The following is a 22089-nucleotide window of genomic DNA, read 5'->3' as shown; positions in this document are numbered from 1 at the left end:
GATAAATGCAGCACACTCTGAACTCTTTTTCGCGCTGGGCATCTTTGTAGCTGATTGGCTCGAAGCATTCCAGTGGTGGCGGATTATGCCCCAAGCGCGTGGTTTATAGGGTTAGTCGTCACATTCCATCAGATCGGGCAGGAGAAACACTATGCAAGCAGCACACACTTATCGCTGGGGCTTCAAGGCTGCGGCGCTGTTACTGATCAGCAGCGTGCTGAGCGGTTGCGGCATCAACAACATCCCGACCCTGGACGAACAGGCCAAGGCCGCCTGGGGCCAGGTGCAGAACCAGTACCAGCGCCGTGCTGACCTGATCCCCAACCTGGTGGAAACGGTGAAGGCGTATGCCGCCCACGAACAGGAAACCCTTACCGCGGTGATTGAAGCGCGGGCCAAGGCCACCTCGATCCAGGTGGATGCCAGCACCCTGGACAACCCCGAAAAACTCAAGCAGTTCCAGCAAGCCCAGGATGGCCTGAGCGGCGCACTCAGCCGTTTGATGGTGGTGTCCGAGCGTTACCCGGACCTGAAGGCCAACCAGAACTTCCTGGCCTTGCAATCGCAACTTGAAGGCACCGAGAACCGTATCGCTGTGTCTCGCCGTGACTTTATACAGGCCGTACAGGCTTACAACACTGAGATCCGCACCTTCCCGGGCCGCCTGTGGCACAGCGTGATGTACAGCGACTTGCCGATCCGCGCCACGTTTGAAGCCACCAGCGCCGATGCCGATAAAGCGCCGCAAGTGAAGTTCAAATAAGGCTGCACTGAGGTGTCGATGCGTTTATTACGGATAGGCCTGGCGCTGTGGCTGTTGGCCTGCGTGGGCGTGGCCCAGGCGGCACCGAGCTTCCCGGCGCTGACCGGGCGGGTGGTGGACAGCGCGCAGATGATCGACCCGGCGGTGCGCGAGCAACTGACCCAGCAACTGCAGGCGCTGGAGCAGACCTCGGGCGACCAGTTGGTGGTGGTCACCGTGCCCGACCTGCAAGGCGTGCCTATTGAGGACTACGGTTATCAATTGGGCCGCCAGTGGGGCATTGGCCAAAAGGGCAAGGACAACGGCGCGCTGTTGATCGTCTCCCGTGATGACCGCCAATTGCGCATCGAAGTCGGGTATGGCCTGGAAGGCGTGCTGACGGATGCGCAATCCTGGGTGATCATCAACCAGGTGATCCTGCCCAAGTTCAAGGCCGGCAATTTCAGCCAGGGCATCAGCGACGGCGTGGCCGCGATGATCCAGGTGGTGGGCGGTGAGCCCTTGGCGGTGCCGGCCCATGTGGCGGATGCGAACTTCGCCATGGATAATCCCGGGTTTTCCATCGGCCTGTTTATTCTGCTGATCGGCGTGCTGTGGCTGTGCAATCGCATGGGCTTGCCAGTGGGCGCTATCCTGCTGGCGATTCTCAACAGCAGCGGGCGCGGCGGCGGTGGGGGCGGCGGTGGTGGTGGTTTCCGCGGCGGCGGCGGTGGTTTTGGCGGTGGCGGGGCTTCGGGCAGCTGGTAATGACAATAACGAGAATAGAGCATCTACAACCATGGCATTACTGACTGAACACGAGCAGCGCCAAGTCGCCGAAGCGATCGCCCGGGTCGAGAAAACCACCGACGCGGAGTTGGTCACCGTGCTGGCGGCGCGCGCCGACGACTACGCCTACATTCCGTTGCTGTGGGCGAGCTTGATCGCGTTGGTGGTGCCGGGTGTGGTGCATTACCTGTCGGGCTACCTGACCATGTACACCTTGCTGGTGGCGCAGTGGGCGACGTTCATTGTGCTGTGCCTGGTGTTCCGCTTGCCCAAGGTCACTACTCGGCTGATCCCGCGTTCGGTACGCCACTGGCGTGCGTCCAACCTGGCGCGGCGGCAGTTTCTGGAGCAGAACCTGCACCACACGGTGGGCAGCACCGGGGTGCTGATTTTTGTCAGCGAGGCCGAGCGTTATGTGGAGATCCTGGTGGATGACGGGATTTCCAAGCGCCTGGATGACAGCAATTGGGACGCTATTGTCCAGGCGTTTACCCAGCAAGTTAAACAGGGGCAGACGCTGGCCGGGTTCATCGCCTGCGTTGAAGCCTGTGGCGAGTTGCTCAAGGTGCATGTGCCCGTTACCCAAACCCGCAACGAACTGCCCAATCGCCTGGTTGTACTCGAATAACTGCTTTTTTGTAGGAGCGAGCTTGCTCGCGAAAAACTCATCGACGCCGCGTTCATTCAGGACACCCGCGTTATCGTTGACGTTTTTCGCGAGCAAGCTCGCTCCTACACAAGGCAGCATCCTTATTCGGGTTGATTGACCGTTGATCAAATAACCCCGTGCCCTGAACCCCCATCCCGCCTAAAATGCCCGGCATTCTTTACCCGAGGCGTTTTTGTTCATGTCCGTCACCGCTCAACCTACCCGCCCTGCGCCGGATCATCATGCCCAGTTCATCGAACTGTTGAGCGCAAGCTTGGCCCAGAACGCTTTTATCAAGCTGGTGCTGGCCAAGTACGTCGGTGAGGAAGCCGAGTTGCAGCGGCTGATCATCAAGCCGGTGGTGGTCAAGGAGCAGCCTTGCCTGTCGTTCGTCTATCGCTACAAGACCCGCGACATCACCAAGAACTTCCCCTTGGCCGACGGCGTGGCGGCGATCGCCGAGCTGTTGCCCAGCTCGTTCAAGAACGCGCACTTGCTGGCGCTGACCGACGAAGCCCAGTTGGAATACAGCAAGAAGAACAAAAGTTCGCTGTTCAAAAGCAAACCGCAGCAACTGCGCGAAGCGCCTTCAGCCGAGCATAACCGTGAAAAAAATCGCTTCCTCGACCTGAGCCGGCCGTTCCTCTCCGACCTGGGCGTGACCGACGCCAAGCAGGCGCTGATCCCCTCGATGTCGCGCAAGTGGAAGCAGATCAACAAGTTCATCGAAGTGTTCAGCCATGCGCTGACGTCGTCGCCGTTGCAACTCGACCGCCCGGTGCGTGTCGCCGATTTCGGCTCGGGCAAGGGTTACCTGACCTTCGCTATTCACGATTACCTGCGCAATACCCTCAAGGCCGAGGGCGAGGTCACCGGTGTCGAGTTGCGTGAAGACATGGTCACCCTCTGCAACAGCGCCGCCGCACGCCTGGAACACCCGGGGCTGGTGTTCAAATGTGGCGATGTACGCAGCGTGGCGCCCAGTGAGCTGGACGTGATGATTGCCTTGCATGCCTGCGACATCGCCACCGACTACGCGATCCACACCGGCATCCGTTCCGGTGCGTCGATCATCATGTGCTCGCCGTGCTGCCACAAACAGATCCGCCTGCAGATCCAGAGCCCGGCGTTGCTCAAGCCGATGCTGCAATACGGCCTGCACCTGGGCCAGCAGGCGGAAATGGTCACCGACAGCCTGCGCGCATTGTTCCTTGAAGCCTGTGGCTATGAGACCAAGGTGTTCGAGTTCATCTCGCTGGAACACACCAACAAGAACAAGATGATCCTGGCGGTCAAACGTGCCGAGCCTGTGGACAACGCGCAGCTATTGGCAAAAATCCAGGAGCTCAAGGCGTTTTATCACATCACCGAACACTGCCTGGAAACCCTGTTGCGCGGGGATGGCTACCTGGCCTGAAATGGGCGCGGTTCCCTGTGGGAGCTGGCTTGCCTGCGATGACCATGGTGGCTGCACCGCCGCTATCGCAGGCAAGCCAGCTCCCACATTTGGAATGCGTGTGTGGTTAGAAGAAGCGTGTGACGCTGATCTTCGCATCACGCCCCTTGGTATAGGCACGGTCGCCGCTCAAGGCCGGGCGGAAGTTTTTGTTGAACAGGTTGTCCACCGTGAAGTTCACCTCGGTGCCTTTGAGGTATGCCTGCTGCGGCGCCCATTTGGCGAACAGGCCCTGGGTGTTGTAGCGCTTGTTGCCGTACTGGTCGTAGAACACATCGCCGATGCTGGAGCCCGGGCCGCCCGAGTATTTGTCGCTGGGCAGGCGGTCGGTGGCGCCGATGAATTGGCCCATCCAGCCCACCTGGGCATCCCAGGCCGGGATGTGAGTGCCCAGTACCAGCACCCATTTGGTCGGCGGAATATCCCGCGCGGCTACGTCCGGGCCCCAGGGATTGGTGTAGGCGCCTTGGTGCTGGCCCTTGGCATAGGCGAACGACACCGAGCCAAACAGGTAGGTGGAGTTGTAGATCGATTCGAGCTCAACGCCCTTGATGGTCAGGCTGCCGATATTGCGGTAGTTGGACATCGGCCCAGGCGGGCAAGCTGAAGCGATGCTGCCGCCATTGACAGCCTGGTTCTGGCAACCCACGCCGGTGGCCTTGAAGATCTCGTCTTCGACTTTGTTGTGAAACAGGGTGGTGCGCAGTTGCAGGTTGTCGTCCTGGGCGAGCAGGTTATCGAAGCTGGTGATGTTGCCCACGGTGATCGAGGTGATGCGCTCCGGGTCCAGGTCGACGCTGGTGGCGGTGCGACTGCCCACGCCCTGCACTTCGTATTGTTCGTCGATCACCGGGGCGCGCCAGGTCTGGCTCCAGTTGGCGAACAGCCCCACATTCGGCGTCACGGTCCAGAATAGCGCCAGGCGTGGCGACCAGCCGGTGTAGGTGCGGTCGCTGTAGTCGTGACCCACTGCCGGGTTGGGGTTGTTGTAGTAGGGCGCATCGTTGCCTTCGCCGCGGTTGCGCACATGGTCGTAGCGCAGCGACGGCGTGATCGTCACGTCGCCCAACGTCACCGCGTCCTGGATAAAGAAGCTGTTGGTATCGACTTTGCCGTGGGGCATGAAGCCCGGCTGAAAGTGCCCGTAGTTGTAGCGCGGCGTGTTGTAGGTGGCGCCAGGCATCCACATCTCGGTTTCGCGGGTGTGCTTGCGGATTTGCCCGCCGACCGTCACGGCATGCTGCAAGGGGCCGGTGTCAAACAGGCTGACGTTACGGATATCCAGGAGCTTGTCGGTGTAGGCGGTGTCCATCTTGCGCCCGCCGGTGGCCAACTGGAAAAACGCCGTGGCGTCACGCTCATCGGTCTGCTCGGTGTTGGACTGGGAGTACTTGATGGTCAAGTCCACCAGCGGGTTGTCCAGCGGCTGGTATTCATACTTGCCCGACCAGGTGGTGTCGACCGTGTCACGGTGGGCGAGGAAGCGCTTCAACGCGCCTTCGTAGCCGTAGCGGTCGATGTTGAACTGGGTCGGTGGCGTGGGGTAACTGGCGGCGGAAAACGGGGTCCAGCGGTTGCTGTGGGAGCGCGAGTACGACAGCCCGACACTGTGCTCATCGGTAAAGTGTGCGTTGACCTTGAACAGCTTGCCGTCCACATCCTGGGCGCTGTTGGGCAGGCGCTGAGGGTTGATCGGGTACTCATTGTTGTCGTTGGGCAACTTGGCGGCCACTTTCATATCGCCGCCGTCGCGTTGGGTCAGGTAGGCCAGCGCATCGAAACGGCCGTCGTCGGTACGGCCATACACGGCACTGCTGTAGACCTGCTCATGGTCGTTGCTGGAGTAGCCATATTTGAGCATCGCACCGCTGTTGCGGCCGTCCTTGAGCAGGTCCGGGGCGTCCTTGGTGACCATGTTGACCGTGCCGCCGAAGCCGCCATTACCGGTGAACGGCGAGTTGGGACCTTTTTCCACTTCAATGCGCTTGATCAGCTCGGGCTCGATAAACACCGTGCCTTGCTGGTAACGCTCAAAGCCTGTCTTGGTGGCACCGTCAACGGTCAGCGGCACGTCTTCGGCATCGCCGAAACCGCGGATGTTGATGGTCTGGCCGCCGGGTTTCAGCGAGCCGCCCTGGCTGACACCGGGCAAGGTCTGCAACAGGCTGGGAATGTTATTGGACTGGTAACGGTCGATGTCGGCCTGGGTCAGGGTGGAGCGGTTGACGGTGCTGGCGTTTACCTCATTGCCGGTACCGATCACGCTCAGGGTGTCCAACTGGATTGCGCCACCGGTGGTGGTTTTGCCCTCGTCGGGGCGCACCACATAGGTACTGCCGACCTTGATCAGGTTGAGCTCACCGTTTTTGAGCAGGGAACGGATGGCCACTTCCGGGGTGTAGTTACCGTCAAGCGCTGGGGCCTGCACGTTCTTGAGCAGGGTTTCATCGAACAGCAGCTGGATTTTCGCTTGCTGGGCCACCTGGCTCAGGGACGTGGCCAGCGACTGGGCCGGCAGGTGCAGCTTGAGCGACTCGGCTTCGGCGCTGAGGCTCAAGGCCAGGCACGTAGCCATGAGTGTCGGTCGAAGAAACAGGTGCGAAGCGTGGCAAGGCGCGCGAAACATGAAATCCCCCGGAGCGGCTAAATAGCCAAAAAGGTGTGCGTATCAAACACAGACAGGAGGAAGACGGGGCAGGCAAAAAAAACCACACATGCGAATGCAAAATATTCTCATGTGTGGTTTCTGCCGTTTAGTTGCTCGGCTCGATTCTCATGATGCCATCCGCCGAGAGCACGGTTTTCACTGGCAACAGCGCGGGCAAGGCGTTGAGCAGGGCGTCCGGGTCGCTCACATCAAGGTTGCCCGACACCTTGAGCAGCGCGACGGCCTTGCTGACCTGCAACGGCGTCTGTGGACGGTAGAGGCTAAGTTCGTCGATCAGGCTGGCCAGCTCTCGATTGCGAAACGACAAATGCCCGCTGCGCCAATCGGCGATCTCTTCGGCGCTGAGGCTTTGCGATTGCACGGTGCCTTTGGCGTAGTTGTATGAGGCCCGTTGCTGGGCGTCGAGCAGGGTGACGGGGCTTTCGCCATTTGGCGCGAAAGCGACCTGGCCATGGGCAACGCTGACCACCAATTGCTGCTGCCCACGGCGCACATCGAAAGCCGTGCCCACCACCCGTACGCTCGACTCGCCGGCCTGCACGTAGAGGGGGCGTTCCTTGTCGGCGGCCACTTCGATGTACAGCTGGCCTTTGTCCAGATGCAGCACCCGTTGATGGGCGCTGAAGTCCACGCGGATATGGGTGTTGGCATTCACATACAAGGTACTGCCATCTGGCAGATTCAAAGTGCGCACGCCCTTGGCATGGGTGGCAACCTGGTTGTGATACAGCTCGCGCGGTGCGCCGATAGAGGTCGCCAGCACGGCGCAGAGCAGAGCAGCCGCCATCGCCAGGGCAGGGCGCCAAAGGCTGGGCTTGCGCTTGGGCAGTGCCAACGGTTTGTTCAGTTGTTGCAACTGGGCGAGGTCGGCCCACAGCTGTTCGAATTCGGCATAGGCGCGCGCATGCGCGGGCACCGCCTGCCAGTCTGCAAAGGCTTTACGGTCGGCGCGGCTTGCTTCGTTGCGGTTGCGTGCAAACCAACTGGCGGCTTGGGCGTCGATGCAATCGCTCGCTTGGCTGTCCAGCGCGTCTGTGTCGCTCGGGCGGTTCATTCTGGCTGCTCCGTGCCGGGGGCGGGTTGAAGGCGGCGCTTGCAGTGCAGCAGGGCAAAGGCGATGTGCTTTTCCACCATGCTGGTGGAGATGCCCATGCGCGTTGCTATCTGCGCCTGGCTCAAGCCTTCGAAGCGGTGCAGCATAAGGGCTTCTCGTCGGCGCGGCGAGAGTTCGGCAAGGACTTCTTTCAACTGTTCCAGGCGTTGCAGGCGAAGGGCGGCGGCCATGGGGTCGTTGTGCTCGTCGGTGACCGGCTCGGCATCCATTTCGGCGTGATCAGGGTGGACGGTTTGCCGTACCTTCTGTTTGCGCCAGTGATCGCGCAGCAGGTTGCGCGCCATCTGGAACAGAAACGCCCGTGGCTGCTCGACCTTGGCACGGTCGCGGTAGCCCAGCCATTGGGTAAACACATCCTGGGCCATGTCCGCCGCGTCGCTGGCGTTGTCCGTGCGTTTACGCAGGAAATACAGAATGTCTGCATAAAACCCGCGACAGGCATCGGCCGCCGACGGGTCGGGCTGGGGACGAGACATGGATACCCTTCTTGACGAAGTACGACGTGGAAAAGTCGCGAATGATATCGAGAACTATTGTCATTTGTCTCCAGCTAAATAGATCTCCCGTGTTTGGCTGGAAAAAATTGGGGCATGGCCTTTAATCCTACAAGTTTGGGAGCGATATCCCACTCAAAGGAGAAAGTCATGGCTGGATGGTATGAGTTGAGTAAAAGCAGTAACGGGCAGTTTCGTTTCGTGCTTAAGGCGGCGAACGCAGAAACCATATTGACCAGCGAGCTTTACACCACCCGCGGTGCTACTGAAGCCGGCATTGCTTCAGTGCAGGCAAACAGCCCACATGATGAACGTTATGAGAAAAAAGTGGCCACCAACGGCCAACCGTTCTTCAACCTCAAGGCGGCCAATCATCAAGTGATCGGCAGCAGTGAGCAGTACACCTCTACAGCCGCACGAGACAATGGCATTGCCAGCGTCAAGACCAATGGTCCCAGTGTCACTATCAAGGACAAGACCTGACGGTTGTGCAAGAAGACCTGCACCCGGCTCGCGAGAGCCGGGCGTTTTTATACCGATGACAGCAACGCTTTGAGCTGTCCGATCCCTGCCTCACCCAACGGGAACACCGGCAAGCGCGGATTACCCACCTCCAGCCCGGTCAAGCGCAACCCGGCCTTGATCGTCGCCGGCAGCCCGCCTTTGAGGATGAATTGCAGCAAGGGCAACTGTCGGTAGAACAGCTCCCGCGCCTTGTTCAAATCATCGGCCAGTACGGCCTGATACAAGCTCAGGTTCAGTTGCGGGATCAGGTTCGGCGCCGCGGTGCACCAGCCTTTGGCGCCAGCCGCGAAGGCTTCCAGCGCCAGCGGGTTGCAACCGTTGTAGAACGGCACGTCACTCTGCAGTTTCAACTGGTGCATGCGCTGGATGTCGCCAGTGCTCTCCTTGACCATGGTCACGTTCTCGACCTGCTTGAGGATACGCAGGATCAGCTCCACCGACATGTCGGTGCCGCTGGTGGCCGGGTTGTTGTAGAGCATGATCGGCACGCCGATGCTGTCGCCGATGGCGGCGTAGTGAGCGAGGATTTCCGCGTCACTGAGTTTCCAGTACGAGGCCGGCAGCACCATGACCACATCGGCGCCGTGCTCTTCGGCGTAGCGGGCGCGGCGCACGGCCTTGGCGGTGGTCAGGTCGGACACGCTGACAATGGTCGGCACGCGCTTGGCGACTTTCTTGATGCTGTAGGCGCTGACTTCATCCCACTCGGCATCGCTCAGGTAAGCGCCTTCGCCCGTGCTGCCCAAGGGCGCAATGGCGTGGACGCCGCTGTTGATCAAGCGGTCGATGGAGCGCCCGAGGGCGTCGAGGTCAACGCGCTGGCCGTCGGCGCTGAAGGGCGTGATGGTGTAGCCGATGATGCCGTGAATGGTTGGGTTGGACATGGGGGAAACTCCGGTCGAAAAGGGGGGCAATCAGTTCAGGCAATCGGCGTGCTTGCGTAGGTTTTGCCGGGCGTAATAGTTGAACGCGGCGCCGTGGCGTTTGGGTTTGGAGATCCAGTCGTGGGCCTCGCGCCCCAGCTCCGGCAGGATCGGTTTGACGGTACCAGCAGACATCGCCAGCAACTGCAACTTGGCAGCCCGTTCGATCAACTGCGCAATCACGCAGGCTTCTTCGATGCTGGCCCCGGTGGACAACTGGCCGTGGTGCGAGAGCAGAATGGCGCGCTTGTCGCCCAGGGCCGCGGTGATGATTTCCCCTTCTTCATTGCCCACCGGCACGCCGGGCCAGGCCTCCAGGAACGCGCAATCTTCGTACAGCGGGCAAAGGTCCATGTGCGACACCTGCAACGGCACTTCCAGCATCGACAGCGCGGCAATGTGCGTGGGGTGTGTGTGGATGATGCAGTTTACATCCGGGCGGCCGCGGTACACCCAGGTGTGAAAACGGTTGGCGGGGTTGGGAATGCCATGGCCTTCCAGTACTTCGAGGTCTTCGTTGACCAGCAACAGATTGCTGGCCGTGATTTCGTCAAAACCCAGGCCCAGTTGCTGGGTGTAGTAGGTGCCGGGCGTCGGCCCACGTGCGGTGATCTGCCCGGCCAAGCCGGAGTCGTGGCCGTACTCGAACAGGATTCGGCAGGTCAGCGCCAGCTTTTGCCGGTCGGTCCACGTATTATCTGCCAGGCTGTTTTGCATCTGGCTCAGTGCTTGCTTGACCAGTTGGTCTTTTGGGAGTGCTAATGTCTTGGCCATATCGGTGTCCTTTGGGTGGTTCAATGGACGTCGGATTTGCTGGTCGCCCGCTGCTCGCAAGGTCGTTGGGTGAATGCAAATGACACTAAAGATGCTATATGACACTTTGTGTCATTGGCAAGCCTGTCTCATCGCTTTCTGCAGGGATTAACCGCAGCACATGTCTATCCGCTTGAAAATATTAAGAAAAAAACTTGGCGTGACCCTGGAGGCCTTGGCCGAAAAATCCGGGATGACCAAGAGTTACCTGTCGAAAGTCGAACGCGGGCTTAATACGCCATCCATCGCTGCGGCGTTGAAACTCGCCAAGGCGTTGAACGTGAAGGTCGAAGAACTGTTCAGCGAAGACAACGTCAGCCTCGACAGCTACAGCCTGGTGCGTAGCCATGAGCGGCCCGACACCTCGCCGGGTTATGCGGTGCTGGCCCATCAAGTCAGCGAGCGCAGCTTGTTGCCGTTCATCATCTACCCGCCGGCGGAGTTCACCGACAAGACCTTCAAGGAGCACCTGGGGGAGGAGTTTTTATTCGTGCATGAAGGCCAGGTTGAGGTGGATTTCATGAGTGAGCGCGTGCTGTTGGCGCGCGGTGATGCGCTGCATTTCAACGCGCAGAAACCCCACCGGATTCGCTCGGTGGGAGAGGTGCAGGCGCAGTTGCTGGTGGTGGTGCACAGCGCTGAGGAGTGAGACTGAGCCCGACTTGAAATGCATTCAATGTGGGAGCTGGCTTGCCTGCGATAGCGGTTTATCGGTGCCCAATCTGTCGCTGACCCACCGCCATCGCAGGCAAGCCAGCTCCCACATTTTGCTCAGCGTTCTACAGGGACGGACAATGCCGGATTGCCCAGTGGGTGCGTACGCGCGGTAAAGAACCTCAGTTCCACATTAGAGCCCTCGAACAGCTCCATATACCGCCGCTTCTGCTGACGAACAAACCCATCACTGCGCCCCGACACCGAGATCGCCAGGGTGCTGATGCTGGCCTGGCCGATAGCATCCACCAAGTGTTTATCCTGCGGCCCCAAGTCATGCCCGAAGATGCACAGCGCGCCTTCATGGCTCAACAGCTGTTCATAACAGAACGACAGATAATCCGAACTGCGGATACTTTTGAGTTTCTCCTCCACCTTGCCTTCACTGACAAACAGCGGCACATCGTCGAGGGTCTTGATCGTGTTGTTGATGGCAAAACTGCTGAGCAGGGTGCTGTCGGTGGACGGCAATTTGCGCGCCGTGCCGTCGAGGTTGCGCACCAGGTGCAGGCCTCCGTGCAGGTACAGGATGCGGGTGATGTCGGTGCGCGTATTGCGCAGGTCGAAGCTTGAGTCGGCGCTGCGAAACAGGTCGTCGATACCCGGTGCGTGCAGGGTCGCCCAGTAGTTGAGCAAATCGTAGTTACTGGTGAATACGGTGGCGTAGGTGGCCAGCTCCGCGTTGATCGTCGCCAGCGTCGACGGTTGCACCAGGCGCCAGGGAATGTGCACGGCATGGATGGTGTTGATCAGTGCTTCCTTGATCGCGTAGTAACGGTTACGCGGCGCCGCCGAGCTGACCGCCAGGGCCTTGTTGACCCGGCTGGTGGTTTTCAAGGCGCCCAGGGCTTGCTCGAAACTGCGGGTTTGCAAGGCGTCGAACACGCTGAGTTCGGAGGCGCTCAGGGGTTTTTCTTCGACGGTACGGGCGTTTTCGAACAGCGAGTCGTAGGCAAAGTCTTCCCAGATCGTGCGGCTGGCGCCGTTGCCGATCAGAATCCCGCTGAAGTCGACGGCAGCGCGCAGGGCACTCCAGTCTTCAAGGTGGGCGTCAATATCCTGGAAATCCTTCATTGCGGCGGGTCTACTCGAAATCGGCTGGGGGGTGACTTTATCACGAGCCGGCATTGATCCTGATCAAGATGCGCCACGCGGTACAGGTTGATTCTGTCGGCATAAAGCCTTTGAGGATTGATCATGAGCAGCACGTTCTTCATCCCCGCCGTCAACATCATGGGCATCGATTGCCTCGACGAAGCGATGACCGCCATCCGCAACTACGGCTTCGGCAAAGCGTTGATCGTCACCGACGTCGGCCTGGCCAAAGCCGGTGTGGCCGGCATGATCGCCGAGAAGCTGGCGATGCAGGATATCGACTCGGTGATCTACGACGGCGCCAAGCCCAACCCCAGCGTGGAAAACGTCGAAAAAGGCCTGGCGTTACTGCAACAGAGCGCCTGCGATTTCGTCGTGTCCCTGGGCGGCGGTTCGCCCCATGACTGCGCCAAGGGCATTGCCCTGTGCGCCACCAACGGTGGGCGTATCGGCGACTATGAAGGCGTGGACCGATCGAGCAAGCCGCAACTGCCGCTGGTAGCCATCAATACCACCGCTGGCACGGCCAGCGAGATGACGCGTTTTTGTATCATCACCGACGAAAGCCGCCACGTAAAAATGGCCATCGTCGACCGCAATGTCACGCCGTTGCTGTCGGTCAACGACCCGGCCCTGATGGTCGGCATGCCCCAGGGCCTCACCGCCGCCACGGGCATGGATGCGCTGACCCACGCCATCGAAGCCTACGTGTCCACCGCTGCGACACCGATCACCGACGCCTGCGCGATCAAGGCCATCGAATTGATCAGCGCCAACCTGCGCCTGGCGGTGCGCGACGGCACTGACAAGGCCGCACGGGAAAACATGGCCTACGCGCAATTCCTCGCCGGTATGGCCTTCAACAACGCGTCCCTGGGTTTCGTGCATGCCATGGCCCACCAACTGGGCGGCTTGTACGACTTGCCCCACGGCGTGTGCAACGCCGTGCTATTGCCCCATGTACAAAGCTTCAATGCCAGTGTCTGCGCCAAACGCCTGAGCGACGTGGGCCGGGCCCTTGGTGCAGATATCAAGGGCATCACCGCCGAGGAGGGCGCCCAGGCTGCCATCGCGGCGATTCGTCGGTTGTCACAGGACGTGGAAATCCCTGCGGGCTTGCGTGAGCTTGGCGCTAAGTTGCAGGACATTCCGTTGCTGGCCAGCAATGCGTTGAAAGATGCCTGCGGGCTGACCAACCCGCGGCGGGCGGACCAGCGTCAGATTGAGGAGATCTTTCGTAGCGCTTTTTGATAGGGGCAGCCTTTGGCAGCACGCGGTAAGCTACACGCTCAATGCATTCAAGCATCAAGCGTGCGGCGTGCCGCTGAGGTCCCTTCATGAGAGTTCTGTTATTCGGCGCCACCGGCATGGTGGGCCAGGGTGTGCTGCGCGAGTGCCTGCTGGCGGTCGATGTGCAGGAAGTGGTGGCCGTCGGCCGCACGCCCTTGACCCAGGAGCATGGCAAGCTGCATCAGGTGTTGCACAACGACATGCTGGATTTCCACCCCCTGGAAAACCTGCTGCAGGGTTTTGATGCATGTTTCTTCTGCCTGGGTGTTTCGTCGGCGGGCATGAAGGAGGCGCGCTATACCCACCTCACCTATGACCTGACCCTCGTGGCGGCCAGCACCCTGGCGCGGCTCAATCCGCAGATGACCTTTATCTATGTGTCCGGCGCCGGCACGGACAGTTCTGAAGCCGGCAAGTCGATGTGGGCGCGGGTCAAGGGCAAGACCGAAAATGCCTTGCTGCGCTTGCCGTTCAAGGCGGTGTATCTGTTCCGCCCCGGGATCATCCAGCCGTTGCACGGTGTGCGTTCGAAGACGCCGTTGTACCGATCCTTCTACAGCGTGCTTGGGCCGGTGCTTTCGTTTGTGCGGCGACTGAAACCGGATTGGGTGGTGAGCACCGAGACCGTCGGCCGTGCGATGTTGCAGGCGGCCAGCCAAGGCGCGCCGCAGCCCGTGGTGGAGCAGGCCCAGATCAATCGCCTGGCGGCTGAGCGCCGCTGAGCTGAATCAGCGCAACGCCGCTGATCAGCAGTAACGCGCCCAACGCCCGGGAGGTTGTCAACTGACGTTCCACCAGGCCGAACAGGCCGAAATGGTCCAGCAGCAACGACGCGAGAATCTGCCCGGCCATGGCCAGCGCAATGAAGCCCGATGCGCCGAGCTTGGGCAGCAGCATCAACGCCAATGAAATAAAACACACGCCAAAGGCACCACCGGCCCACATCCACAACGGTGCCTTGCTGATAAAGGCCAGGCTCGGCAGGGGTAAACGCATCGCCACAATCACCGGCAGCAGCACGATGATGCTCACCAGTAACGACGCCAGGGTGGCCCACAACGGATGGCCGAGCCCGCGCCCGAGGTTGGCGTTGATCGCACTCTGAAACGGCACCACCGCGCCGGCGAACACCGCCAGCGCTAACAAACCTACCCAATGCAACACAGTCATCTCGACGCTCCCAAAGGTTTTGCTGGACTCTAGGGTATTCGTCGCGCAAATTTAAATTCCAAATTCTTATGCTGGACATGCAGTTGATGAATGATCTGCGCCGCGTCGACCTTAACCTGCTGGTGATCCTCGACGCTTTGCTCAGCGAGCAACACGTCACCCGCGCCGCCGAGCGCCTGCACCTGAGCCAGCCGGCGGTCAGCCATGCGTTGGCACGGCTGCGCGATATGCTGGGCGACCCGCTGCTTATGCGTCAGGGCGGCACACTGGTGCCAACCGCCCGCGCCCTGGAATTGGCGGCGCCATTGACCGAAGCTCTGGCCCAGGTGCAGGCATTACTGGCGCCGAATCGTTTTGACCCCACTTCTGCCAAGCGCCGCTTTCGTGTGGCGATGTCGGACTACAGCGCGGCGATATTCCTGCCCGGTTTGGTTCGCGTCCTACGCCATGAAGCGCCCGGTATCGACTTGCAGATCATCCAGGCCAGCCGCGAAGGCATGGTTGAGGGTGTGCTCAATGGCGATCTCGATCTGGCTGCGGGCGTATTCCCCGACATGCCCGCCGAACTGCGGACTACGCCGCTGTTCGAAGAGCATTACACCTGCCTGGTCGACCCCACCAGCCTTGCGCCCAACGGAGTGCTGGACCTGCCGACATATCTGTCACGCCCCCATGTGCTGCTGGAGATGCGCGGCAGCGGCACGCCAGAAATCGAACGGGCGCTGACGGCCATTCGTGAACGCCGCCACGTGGCGATCAGCCTGCCGCACTGGAGCGTGGCGCCGCAGTTGATCCAGGGCACGGACCTGATTCTGACGGTGTCGTCCCGGGGTTTGATGAATATTGACGCTCGGCAATTGCTGGCCGTGCCACCGCCGTTTCATATTCCGTCGTTTGCCTTTGAGCTGGCCTGGCATACGCGGCGGGGGGGGGATGTGGGGTTGCAGTGGTTGATTGGCAGGGTGGTGGGTGTATTGTCCGCAGACCCACGATAACGCGAGAACACCTAGATGCTCAGCGGTTTCAACCACCTGACCCTGGCCGTCACCGATGTGCCGCGCAGCGTCAGTTTCTATCACGACCTGCTGCGCCTGCAGCTCGACGCAACCTGGGATAACGGTGCCTACCTCTCACTGCCTGGGCTTTGGCTGTGCCTGTCGCTGGACCCGTTGCGCTCGGCTGCTCCGGCGATGGATTACACCCACTATGCGTTCACTGTCGATGCTGCTGATTTCACTGCCTTGGTCGAACGCCTGCGCGCCGCCGGCGTACAGGAGTGGCGAGACAACCGCAGTGAAGGCGCATCGTTTTATTTTCTCGATCCCGACGGCCATAAGCTGGAGGCTCATGTCGGCGATCTGGCCTCGCGGCTGCAAGCCTGTCGCGCCCGGCCCTATGCTGGAATGAAGTTTTACCCACCGCGCTGAAACATGCAGAATCGTTCACCTTCAAGCGTCTGTCGGAGCGTCTACCATGACCCCATCCTTGCTGTTCGCCGTACTGGCTTCGGGTTTTATCTACGGCATTACCCCTGGCCCCGGTGTCCTGGCCGTATTCGGCATCGGTGCGGCCCGTGGCCGGCGTGCCGGGGCAGGATTCTTGTGCGGTCATTTGCTCGGCGATGTGGTGTGGTGCAGCACGGCGCTGATTGCCATCGTCGGTGCGCGAGAAGTCGGCAGCAGTGTCTTTGATGTGCTCGGCGTACTCAGCGGGGTGTATTTATTCTGGCTCGGCTGGCGTGCGATCCGCACTCAACGCCGCAATAGCGACGCCCCTCAGGGCGCGGCGCGCCATCCGTTCTGGCACGGTGTTCTGTTTGGCTTGACCAACCCCAAGGCCTACCCGGTTGCCGTGGCGACGTTCACCGCGTTGCTGTCCAGCCGGGCCGAGTTGTTGACTTGGTCGATGCTGCCGACCTTGATTCTGTTGAGCTTTATCGGTGGCTTGCTGGCCTACGCGATCCTGATTGGCGTGGTGGGTGCCCAACGGGTGCGCACGCTGTATCAACGCCATGAAATCCTGATCACCAAGCTCTGCGGCGTGATGTTTATCGGCTTCGCCCTCAATGCCCTGGCGCACGCATTGCCGGGCCTGTTCGGCAGCAAAGCGGCCTGAGGCGACGACGACCGTTCGTCGCCCAGGTAAGTTTTTTCTAAACCTTTACCGTCCTGAAAATTCGAATTCAGGGCGGGTTGTATGCTCCCGCGCCTATTTTTGCCCTGGAGGAACCCATCATGAGCCGCATGGCTATCCGGTTACGCACCGCCAGTTTCGCGATGCTGCTGGGCCTCGGCGCCAGCAATGCTTTCGCCCAGTCGCCTGCAGAATTCATCGAGCAGGCTTCGGCCAAAGGCATGGCCGATATCGAAACCAGTCGCATGGCCCACGCCAAGACCTCGTCCCAGGAAATCAAGGACTACACCATTGAGGTCATCAACGAGCGCACTCTGGCCAACCAGCACTTGGCGGCGATCGCCAAGAAGCTTGATTTGCCAGTGGCCCCACGGGAGAAGATCGTTGATAAGGCCGAAACCCTGATGCCTGAGCTCAAGGACGGCGATTCCTTTGACGCGGCCTATACCGCGCAGCAGGTCAAGGAAAACGAAGACGCCATCGCCCTGTTCCAGAAAGAAGGCGCGGCGTCGGATGTGCCAGAGATAAAGGCACTGGTGGATGAGACGCTGCCCAAGCTCGAAGAGCGCTTGCAAAAAGCCCGGGCCCTGGCGTCGACCTACGGTAAGGGCCATCAAGGCGACGGTTGAGGCCGCTGCCCGATCTGAAAAACGGCGGTGGGAGGGGACTCCCACCGCCGTTTTTATGCAGGGTTTCAGACGGGGTATGGGTCAATGCCGCCTATAACGCCAGTTCCGTCTGACCTGTGCCTTCAAGTGCAAGTAAATACTGCTTGGCTGCCAACCCGCCCGCGAACCCGGTCAGTCCGCCGGAGGCGCCGATCACCCGGTGACATGGCGCAATGATTGAAATGGGGTTGCGCCCATTCGCGGCGCCGACGGCGCGCACGGCTTTGGGGTTGCCGATCTGCTGTGCGATCTGGCTATAGCTGCGGGTTTCGCCGAAGGGAATGGTCAGCAGTGCTTGCCAGACTTGCTTCTGGAAGTCAGTGCCGGTGAAGTCCAGTTCCAGTTCGAAGTGGTTACGCTTTCCGGTGAAGTATTCCTGCAATTGGCGCTCGGTTTCCAAGAGCACTGGGCTGTCGTCGGCTTCGATCAATTCACCCAGGCGCACGCGATTGGCACGTTCTACTTCCCAGAGGATGGCGTTGAGTTTGCCATCCCGTGCCACCAGGGTGAGTTCACCGACAGGGGAAGGCATGAGCTTGTACTGGTAGTCCATGAGCAGTTTCCTTGAAGGGCGTTGATGGGGGCCACGCCACTGTAGTTCCACCAAGGGGGTTGGGAACTACGTTTCTTGCGGTCAAATTCTTGCCCAACTAGACATTCCAGTAAACCCAGCTGGAATAATGGGGGTACCAGTAGAGCCAGGCGATAATGTAAAGGGCCTTGAGTACTGACGCGGTACTTAACATGACCATAGAAATGACGTTGAGCAGGGTGACAAACAAAGCGAACACAGCCACGCGTGGGGTTGCGTGACGCCAGGCAAACCTCACGCCATACGCTGAGGCGGCAATCACTCCTGACTCCAGCAATAATCCGAGGGGGAAGGGCAGCCGTACAAACGAGACCAGCAGCGGCAAAACCAACACCCAGCCGGCTACTTGGCACAGGATGATTTTGGGTGTGGCTTTTTTGGTGTCCAGCATTGCCATGTTTCCAAGCTCTGGGCCGATGAGCCTACATTATCGTGAGGTGTTGCCGGTCTTCCTGTAAGACTTTGTTTAGGCGTACCTATCGCTCCTGCTGTAATGCCTTTCGCGCTGCGAATGCCAGAAACCCCGAGCAGCTTTTTCCTGTGGATGATTCAACAGGTATTCAACGATGCGATTCAACAGATAGCCGAGCAGCAGATGAGTGCTGGAGACTAAATTTTAGGCATAAAAAAACCGGTCACCAAGGACCGGTTTTTTGTGCAGCCTCCGCCAGAAACCCCCTGACGCAAGTGCAAATCTGAGTGGAGCGGGTAGAGAGAATCGAACCTGATACATAAATCAATAAGTTAGGTTATATTTTGGTGTGTGCTGTACATGCAGCCATACAAAATACCGGAAGCCGACGAACGGTCGCTATTTTTGCGTTGCTGATCGCTCTGCGAGTGCTGCGATTGCCTCAAGCGCTTCACGACGCTGTTCGTGCCCTAGCGAGTTAAAAAGCGCTAGTAGGCGGGCTTCCTCGTCGTCAGCGTAGAAAAAAGCGAGCGGCAAGCCAAGTGCATCCGCGATCTGTTTAGCGGCAGTCGGACTCGGGGTGTGCACGCCGCGTTCGTACTGATTCATCCGTGCGCTAGCGCTGGCGGGCTCAAAACCAGCTTCCTGCCCCAAGCGCTCTTGAGACCAGCCTGCTGCTTTCCTTGCCTCCTTCAGCCGATTGCTAAATACGCTGCCCATTCTCTCACTCGCAAAGGCTAAGAGAATCTTAGATTTTTCTTGACGGGATACTAAGTAATCCTTAGTGTCGCAAAAAATGTGGATCTTAGTCTGCGGGGGAGAGCAGTGATGCTAAAGCTGAAAAAAGAAACCGTGATAGTGAAAGATTCGATTTATGACACCGTTGAGGATGCGGGTTCTATATATCGTCGTGTTCGGGTTCAGAACGAAGGCGGAAAAACCGCATTCTTCAAAGAATTGATTGTTCCAAGATACGTGGGCAAGAGCGGGGCAATGAAGGAGGGTGTCCCAAGAACTTGGTATATAAAAAATATCACCAAGAAGAAATCAGTTGTGATTGCTCACCAGAAACCGAACGGTGAGGTAGATTTTGATCTCGATGAAGTAAAAGTAATATCTAGATCATTTGTCTTGGTTGGAGTGTATGTTGGTGTTGCAGCCCTTCCAGCGTCAATAATAATTGCAACAGCAACTTTTGGCTTTGGTCTTCTCTTGTTTCCAGTATTTTTGTATATGGCTTATCGAAATATTTTTAAAATTGCACCCGCACTTAGCCGAGCTACTTTGGAAAAAGAGCTTAGGGGGTTTGGAGTCAACTTATAGCTTTCGAAGCCCCTTAGGGGCGGCCAGGGTCAAACGAAATGGCGGGGGGCCCCACGAAGTGGGGTTCCGCCCCGCAGGGCGCACGCAGGGCGTATTTCGCTTGATGCTGGCGGGGGAAGTTAAGCCTTGGGAGAGGGGTGAGGGGTTGCTCTTCCCCCTCACCCCCGAGCCCATCGGCGGCGAGATGGGGGGACGGGGGCGCAGCCCATGGTGCTCCGCCTTACTGTTCGCATACTTCGTATAGTTCACAGTAGTTTACTTGGCCAAGTTTCAACCCGGCCTGCCCCGTGGCAGTGCACACGATGTTGATTTCCAGTTCCTTGACAAACTCATCAATTATTGCGGGCGATGCATACTCGCCAGGAATATCCTTGTTTGAACGAACTTGTAATCTTGCATATGCACATCTCAAACAACGAGTCTTATTTGCCTGGCAGTGTTGGAGCAAGTGCAGGCTCTGTAGCGTGTCTTTCCGCTTGCTGATCTGAATTTTTTCCATGATCTAACTCCTCTGGTTTTATTTTTGTTTTTATTGCAAAGCCAAATCTATACTTATCTCCACTTCCGTCCTCCCCGACACTCAGCTTGTCAATTTTCTTGATGTGCCTCTCGGTCTTCTTAGCCAATTGAACTTCTAATTTGATGTCCTCAATTAATTTTTCGACTTTCAATTTTAGTTCTGAAATTTCGTACTGTAGCGTTTTTCCGGGGGAGTAAAAATTCTGTCCGGTGTACATGCTTACGGCGAATGAAAACATATCTTTTACCGCGCTTTCTATTTTTTTGATCGTTTCCTTTGCCAATTTTGCATAGTCACCAGATAGTTTCTGTCTATACAGAATGTCTTTCTTGATAGCTCCAGCCATATCATTGTGAAATTTTGCCAAGAGTTCATCATGAACTTTATTGCCGGTTGAAATATTCGGCGCGACAATAGATCTGGGCGACGTCTTCGGAATATTTATTAGTGGTTCGGCAATCAGCTTGTTCTGGTTAACAAGGTTGCGAGCAGCGCTAGCAGCGGGAGGGCTAAAATTATTAATAACATCCCGAATCTCACTAAGTTCTTTGTGAGTTTTTTGTAGTTCTGCTGATGATTTTGCAAATCTATCTTCTGCTCGTTCAGCGACACCTGCAGGGATACGATGCCTGCTCTCAACTTCCGTTGATCTGAAAGTAAGCGTTTCACTGTAGCGGGATTCAGTGCCAGCTCTTTCAGCTTCAAATTTTGCATCTCGCTTTGAATGCCTCTTTGCAATTTCTGAGAAAGGTTGCTCACTGTATAATTCTCCTTCAAGCTTTGCGGCTTTACTCATTCCTTCGAATTTAAAGGAAAAATAGTTATGGCCTTTTCTTGTTATTTCCGCACCCTGCTTCCGCAAAAAAATAAGCATATCTTCTCGGGAACTTACGGCCCCAGCATCTATTAAATTATCTATAGCAGCGACGACCTGTTTCTTTATATTTCTCTGGGGGTCAAACTGAGGTAATTCAACCGATCGCCGTATTTTTGTATCCCGTGGGTTTTGCAATCCATATTTATTGCATACTTGGTCGACAAAGCTGTCATTCTGCAAAATGAACTCGTTATTATTCCCAGGGCCGTGCTTGCCATTATAGTTCGGTGGAAAGGGGTTGAAATATTTTCCAGATTCGAGATGAATCCGAGGGATCATATAATGAATCTCAAGCCGCCCGGTGTGCTCATGCTGTACTAGTAAAATGTTTCGACAGTCTTTTTTCACGCCAGCGAACGCGAAATCCTTGAAGTCTTCAATGATTTTGCCTTTCATGCCCCGTGTGGAATTAATTAATGCCGTTTCTTCTTCGGAAAAACTCAGCACTCCACTTGTGTATTTGTGTTTGAAGTCCAGTGATTCGCAGAGCACGCGCATTGCAGAGGGGTTGCCTTCGAGTAAAGTGGCTGCTGGAGTTCTCTGTCTCCACTCTTGTGTTTCTTTGTCGAAATAATTTTCGGAGAGGAAATAATTAATACCAGTCCCAGCGCCGACAGTGCTATGTTTCGATAAACCATGGATCATGATGCTGTAGCCTTTTTAACTCTTTGTGTGCGATTGCTTTTCCTTATTTCGTCCGAAAATATTACGACCTCGTTTATATCTCGCGCGATAAAGTTAAGCTGATAAATTATTAGGTCTGCATCCGCTTTTTCTCTGTACGTATTTGCATGATGCGCAAGCATATTGATATTTGAGTTTATCCGTCCAAGCCAGCTATTGAGGTCGCGCATCTGCGCCGGCATTCCTGGAGATATGTCGATCTGCGTAGATGTGATCATCTCATTGATTAGTTGCGAGACACTCATCTCGCATTTGCGCGCATTCTCTTTTAGCCGCTCTCGCTGTGAGAGCGGTACCTGTGCGTTAATTTGCACCCATTTTACCTCATGTTCCATGCGGCCCTCCGGGCTCTTATTTTTGTGATCGTCAGGGGTGTGGGGAAACCCCACTGGGTCTCTAGGGCTAGCCCTAGACAAGGCCGGAAAATGTCGAAGACTA

Annotated in this window: 25 protein-coding genes and 1 pseudogene; 13 read left to right on the top strand and 13 right to left on the bottom strand. The window is 57.8% G+C overall.

The features are described 5' to 3' along the window. Positions 1-151: 151 nt before the first annotated feature. The 4 genes from HU730_RS05755 to HU730_RS05740 all read left to right on the top strand — a co-directional run bounded on the left by HU730_RS05755 (position 152) and on the right by HU730_RS05740 (position 3597). On the top strand, positions 152-763 hold the full coding sequence (locus HU730_RS05755) for a LemA family protein (protein WP_014717327.1): 612 nt from the start codon (positions 152-154) through the stop codon (positions 761-763). 18 nt (positions 764-781) lie between these two features. Further along, positions 782-1510: a TPM domain-containing protein gene (locus HU730_RS26880; protein WP_034126536.1), complete on the top strand. Its 729-nt coding sequence runs from the start codon at positions 782-784 to the stop codon at positions 1508-1510. Positions 1511-1541: 31 nt separating this feature from the next. Next, the gene (locus tag HU730_RS05745; protein ID WP_034126537.1) at positions 1542-2159 is read left to right on the top strand and encodes a TPM domain-containing protein; all 618 of its coding nucleotides are present in this window, start codon (positions 1542-1544) and stop codon (positions 2157-2159) included. A gap of 220 nt (positions 2160-2379) precedes the next feature. After that, positions 2380-3597, top strand: a complete 1218-nt coding sequence (locus tag HU730_RS05740) for an SAM-dependent methyltransferase (RefSeq protein WP_186526588.1) — start codon at positions 2380-2382, stop codon at positions 3595-3597. 106 nt (positions 3598-3703) lie between these two features. On the opposite strand, the gene HU730_RS05735 is transcribed toward HU730_RS05740, so the two are convergent. The 3 genes from HU730_RS05735 to HU730_RS05725 all read right to left on the bottom strand — a co-directional run bounded on the left by HU730_RS05735 (position 3704) and on the right by HU730_RS05725 (position 7894). Further along, positions 3704-6262 (bottom strand): TonB-dependent receptor, encoded by a 2559-nt coding sequence (locus HU730_RS05735; protein ID WP_186526589.1) that lies wholly within the window; start codon positions 6260-6262, stop codon positions 3704-3706. A 127-nt stretch (positions 6263-6389) separates the two neighbouring features. Continuing rightward, positions 6390-7358 (bottom strand): FecR domain-containing protein, encoded by a 969-nt coding sequence (locus tag HU730_RS05730; protein WP_186526590.1) that lies wholly within the window; start codon positions 7356-7358, stop codon positions 6390-6392. Continuing rightward, positions 7355-7894, bottom strand: a complete 540-nt coding sequence (locus HU730_RS05725) for an RNA polymerase sigma factor (protein ID WP_034126541.1) — start codon at positions 7892-7894, stop codon at positions 7355-7357. Before HU730_RS05725 ends, HU730_RS05730 begins: the two co-directional genes overlap by 4 nt. A 168-nt stretch (positions 7895-8062) precedes the next feature. On the opposite strand from HU730_RS05725, the gene HU730_RS05720 reads away from it, so the two are divergent. After that, complete coding sequence (locus tag HU730_RS05720) at positions 8063-8395, top strand: YegP family protein (RefSeq protein WP_186526591.1); 333 nt, start codon at positions 8063-8065, stop codon at positions 8393-8395. Between the two features lie 47 nt (positions 8396-8442). Here the strand turns inward: HU730_RS05720 and HU730_RS05715 are convergent, their stop codons facing one another. Beyond that, positions 8443-9321, bottom strand: coding sequence for a dihydrodipicolinate synthase family protein (locus HU730_RS05715; RefSeq protein ID WP_034126543.1), 879 nt, complete (start codon positions 9319-9321; stop codon positions 8443-8445). A gap of 30 nt (positions 9322-9351) precedes the next feature. Continuing rightward, entirely contained in the window at positions 9352-10134 is a 783-nt protein-coding gene (locus HU730_RS05710) for an aldolase (protein WP_034126544.1), read from the bottom strand. Positions 10135-10294: 160 nt separating this feature from the next. On the opposite strand from HU730_RS05710, the gene HU730_RS05705 reads away from it, so the two are divergent. Continuing rightward, entirely contained in the window at positions 10295-10822 is a 528-nt protein-coding gene (locus tag HU730_RS05705) for an XRE family transcriptional regulator (protein WP_014717336.1), read from the top strand. A gap of 122 nt (positions 10823-10944) precedes the next feature. Here the strand turns inward: HU730_RS05705 and HU730_RS05700 are convergent, their stop codons facing one another. Further along, on the bottom strand, positions 10945-11961 hold the full coding sequence (locus tag HU730_RS05700) for a DUF4917 family protein (protein ID WP_034126545.1): 1017 nt from the start codon (positions 11959-11961) through the stop codon (positions 10945-10947). A 123-nt stretch (positions 11962-12084) separates the two neighbouring features. On the opposite strand from HU730_RS05700, the gene yiaY reads away from it, so the two are divergent. Both yiaY and HU730_RS05690 read left to right on the top strand, forming a co-directional pair. Continuing rightward, on the top strand, positions 12085-13233 hold the full coding sequence (gene yiaY, locus HU730_RS05695; RefSeq protein WP_034126546.1) for an L-threonine dehydrogenase: 1149 nt from the start codon (positions 12085-12087) through the stop codon (positions 13231-13233). A gap of 86 nt (positions 13234-13319) precedes the next feature. Beyond that, entirely contained in the window at positions 13320-13994 is a 675-nt protein-coding gene (locus HU730_RS05690) for an epimerase (protein WP_186526592.1), read from the top strand. On the opposite strand, the gene HU730_RS05685 is transcribed toward HU730_RS05690, so the two are convergent. Next, entirely contained in the window at positions 13966-14442 is a 477-nt protein-coding gene (locus tag HU730_RS05685; protein WP_034126548.1) for a DMT family transporter, read from the bottom strand. The two genes, HU730_RS05690 and HU730_RS05685, sit on opposite strands and share 29 nt — an antisense overlap. Positions 14443-14510: 68 nt before the next feature. Here HU730_RS05685 and HU730_RS05680 point away from each other — a divergent pair, with 68 nt between their 5' ends. From HU730_RS05680 to HU730_RS05665, 4 genes are all read left to right on the top strand, one after another. Next, positions 14511-15437 (top strand): LysR family transcriptional regulator, encoded by a 927-nt coding sequence (locus HU730_RS05680; protein WP_072446834.1) that lies wholly within the window; start codon positions 14511-14513, stop codon positions 15435-15437. Between the two features lie 15 nt (positions 15438-15452). Next, a complete protein-coding gene (gene fos, locus HU730_RS05675) occupies positions 15453-15869 on the top strand; it encodes a fosfomycin resistance glutathione transferase (protein WP_057975657.1) in 417 nt (138 codons plus the stop codon). A 46-nt stretch (positions 15870-15915) separates the two neighbouring features. After that, positions 15916-16557: a LysE family translocator gene (locus tag HU730_RS05670; protein ID WP_186526593.1), complete on the top strand. Its 642-nt coding sequence runs from the start codon at positions 15916-15918 to the stop codon at positions 16555-16557. Between the two features lie 119 nt (positions 16558-16676). Continuing rightward, a complete protein-coding gene (locus HU730_RS05665; protein WP_003189402.1) occupies positions 16677-17204 on the top strand; it encodes a DUF4142 domain-containing protein in 528 nt (175 codons plus the stop codon). Between the two features lie 91 nt (positions 17205-17295). Here HU730_RS05665 and HU730_RS05660 read toward each other — a convergent pair whose 3' ends face one another. The 4 genes and pseudogenes from HU730_RS05660 to HU730_RS05650 form a co-directional block, all read right to left on the bottom strand. Continuing rightward, positions 17296-17796: a methylated-DNA--[protein]-cysteine S-methyltransferase gene (locus tag HU730_RS05660; protein WP_034126552.1), complete on the bottom strand. Its 501-nt coding sequence runs from the start codon at positions 17794-17796 to the stop codon at positions 17296-17298. Positions 17797-17893: 97 nt separating this feature from the next. Then, positions 17894-18226: a hypothetical protein gene (locus HU730_RS05655; RefSeq protein ID WP_034126553.1), complete on the bottom strand. Its 333-nt coding sequence runs from the start codon at positions 18224-18226 to the stop codon at positions 17894-17896. Positions 18227-18311: 85 nt separating this feature from the next. Continuing rightward, positions 18312-18427: pseudogene (locus tag HU730_RS26590) on the bottom strand (type II toxin-antitoxin system HicB family antitoxin); the annotation flags it as partial. 219 nt (positions 18428-18646) lie between these two features. Further along, positions 18647-18967 (bottom strand): helix-turn-helix transcriptional regulator, encoded by a 321-nt coding sequence (locus HU730_RS05650; RefSeq protein ID WP_100847503.1) that lies wholly within the window; start codon positions 18965-18967, stop codon positions 18647-18649. A 108-nt stretch (positions 18968-19075) separates the two neighbouring features. Between HU730_RS05650 and HU730_RS05645 the strand changes: the two genes are divergently transcribed. Next, on the top strand, positions 19076-19570 hold the full coding sequence (locus tag HU730_RS05645; protein WP_100847504.1) for a hypothetical protein: 495 nt from the start codon (positions 19076-19078) through the stop codon (positions 19568-19570). A 422-nt stretch (positions 19571-19992) separates the two neighbouring features. Here the strand turns inward: HU730_RS05645 and HU730_RS05640 are convergent, their stop codons facing one another. Both HU730_RS05640 and HU730_RS05635 read right to left on the bottom strand, forming a co-directional pair. Beyond that, positions 19993-21612 (bottom strand): relaxase/mobilization nuclease domain-containing protein, encoded by a 1620-nt coding sequence (locus HU730_RS05640; RefSeq protein WP_186526594.1) that lies wholly within the window; start codon positions 21610-21612, stop codon positions 19993-19995. Beyond that, positions 21609-21986, bottom strand: coding sequence for a hypothetical protein (locus HU730_RS05635; protein ID WP_100847506.1), 378 nt, complete (start codon positions 21984-21986; stop codon positions 21609-21611). Before HU730_RS05635 ends, HU730_RS05640 begins: the two co-directional genes overlap by 4 nt. Positions 21987-22089: the final 103 nt, after the last annotated feature.

The organism is Pseudomonas sp. SWRI22 (assembly GCF_014268395.2).
GTDB lineage: Bacteria > Pseudomonadota > Gammaproteobacteria > Pseudomonadales > Pseudomonadaceae > Aquipseudomonas > Aquipseudomonas paracarnis.
The sequence above is the reverse complement of the archived record's forward strand: the minus strand, read 5'-3'. Positions and strand labels throughout refer to the sequence as shown.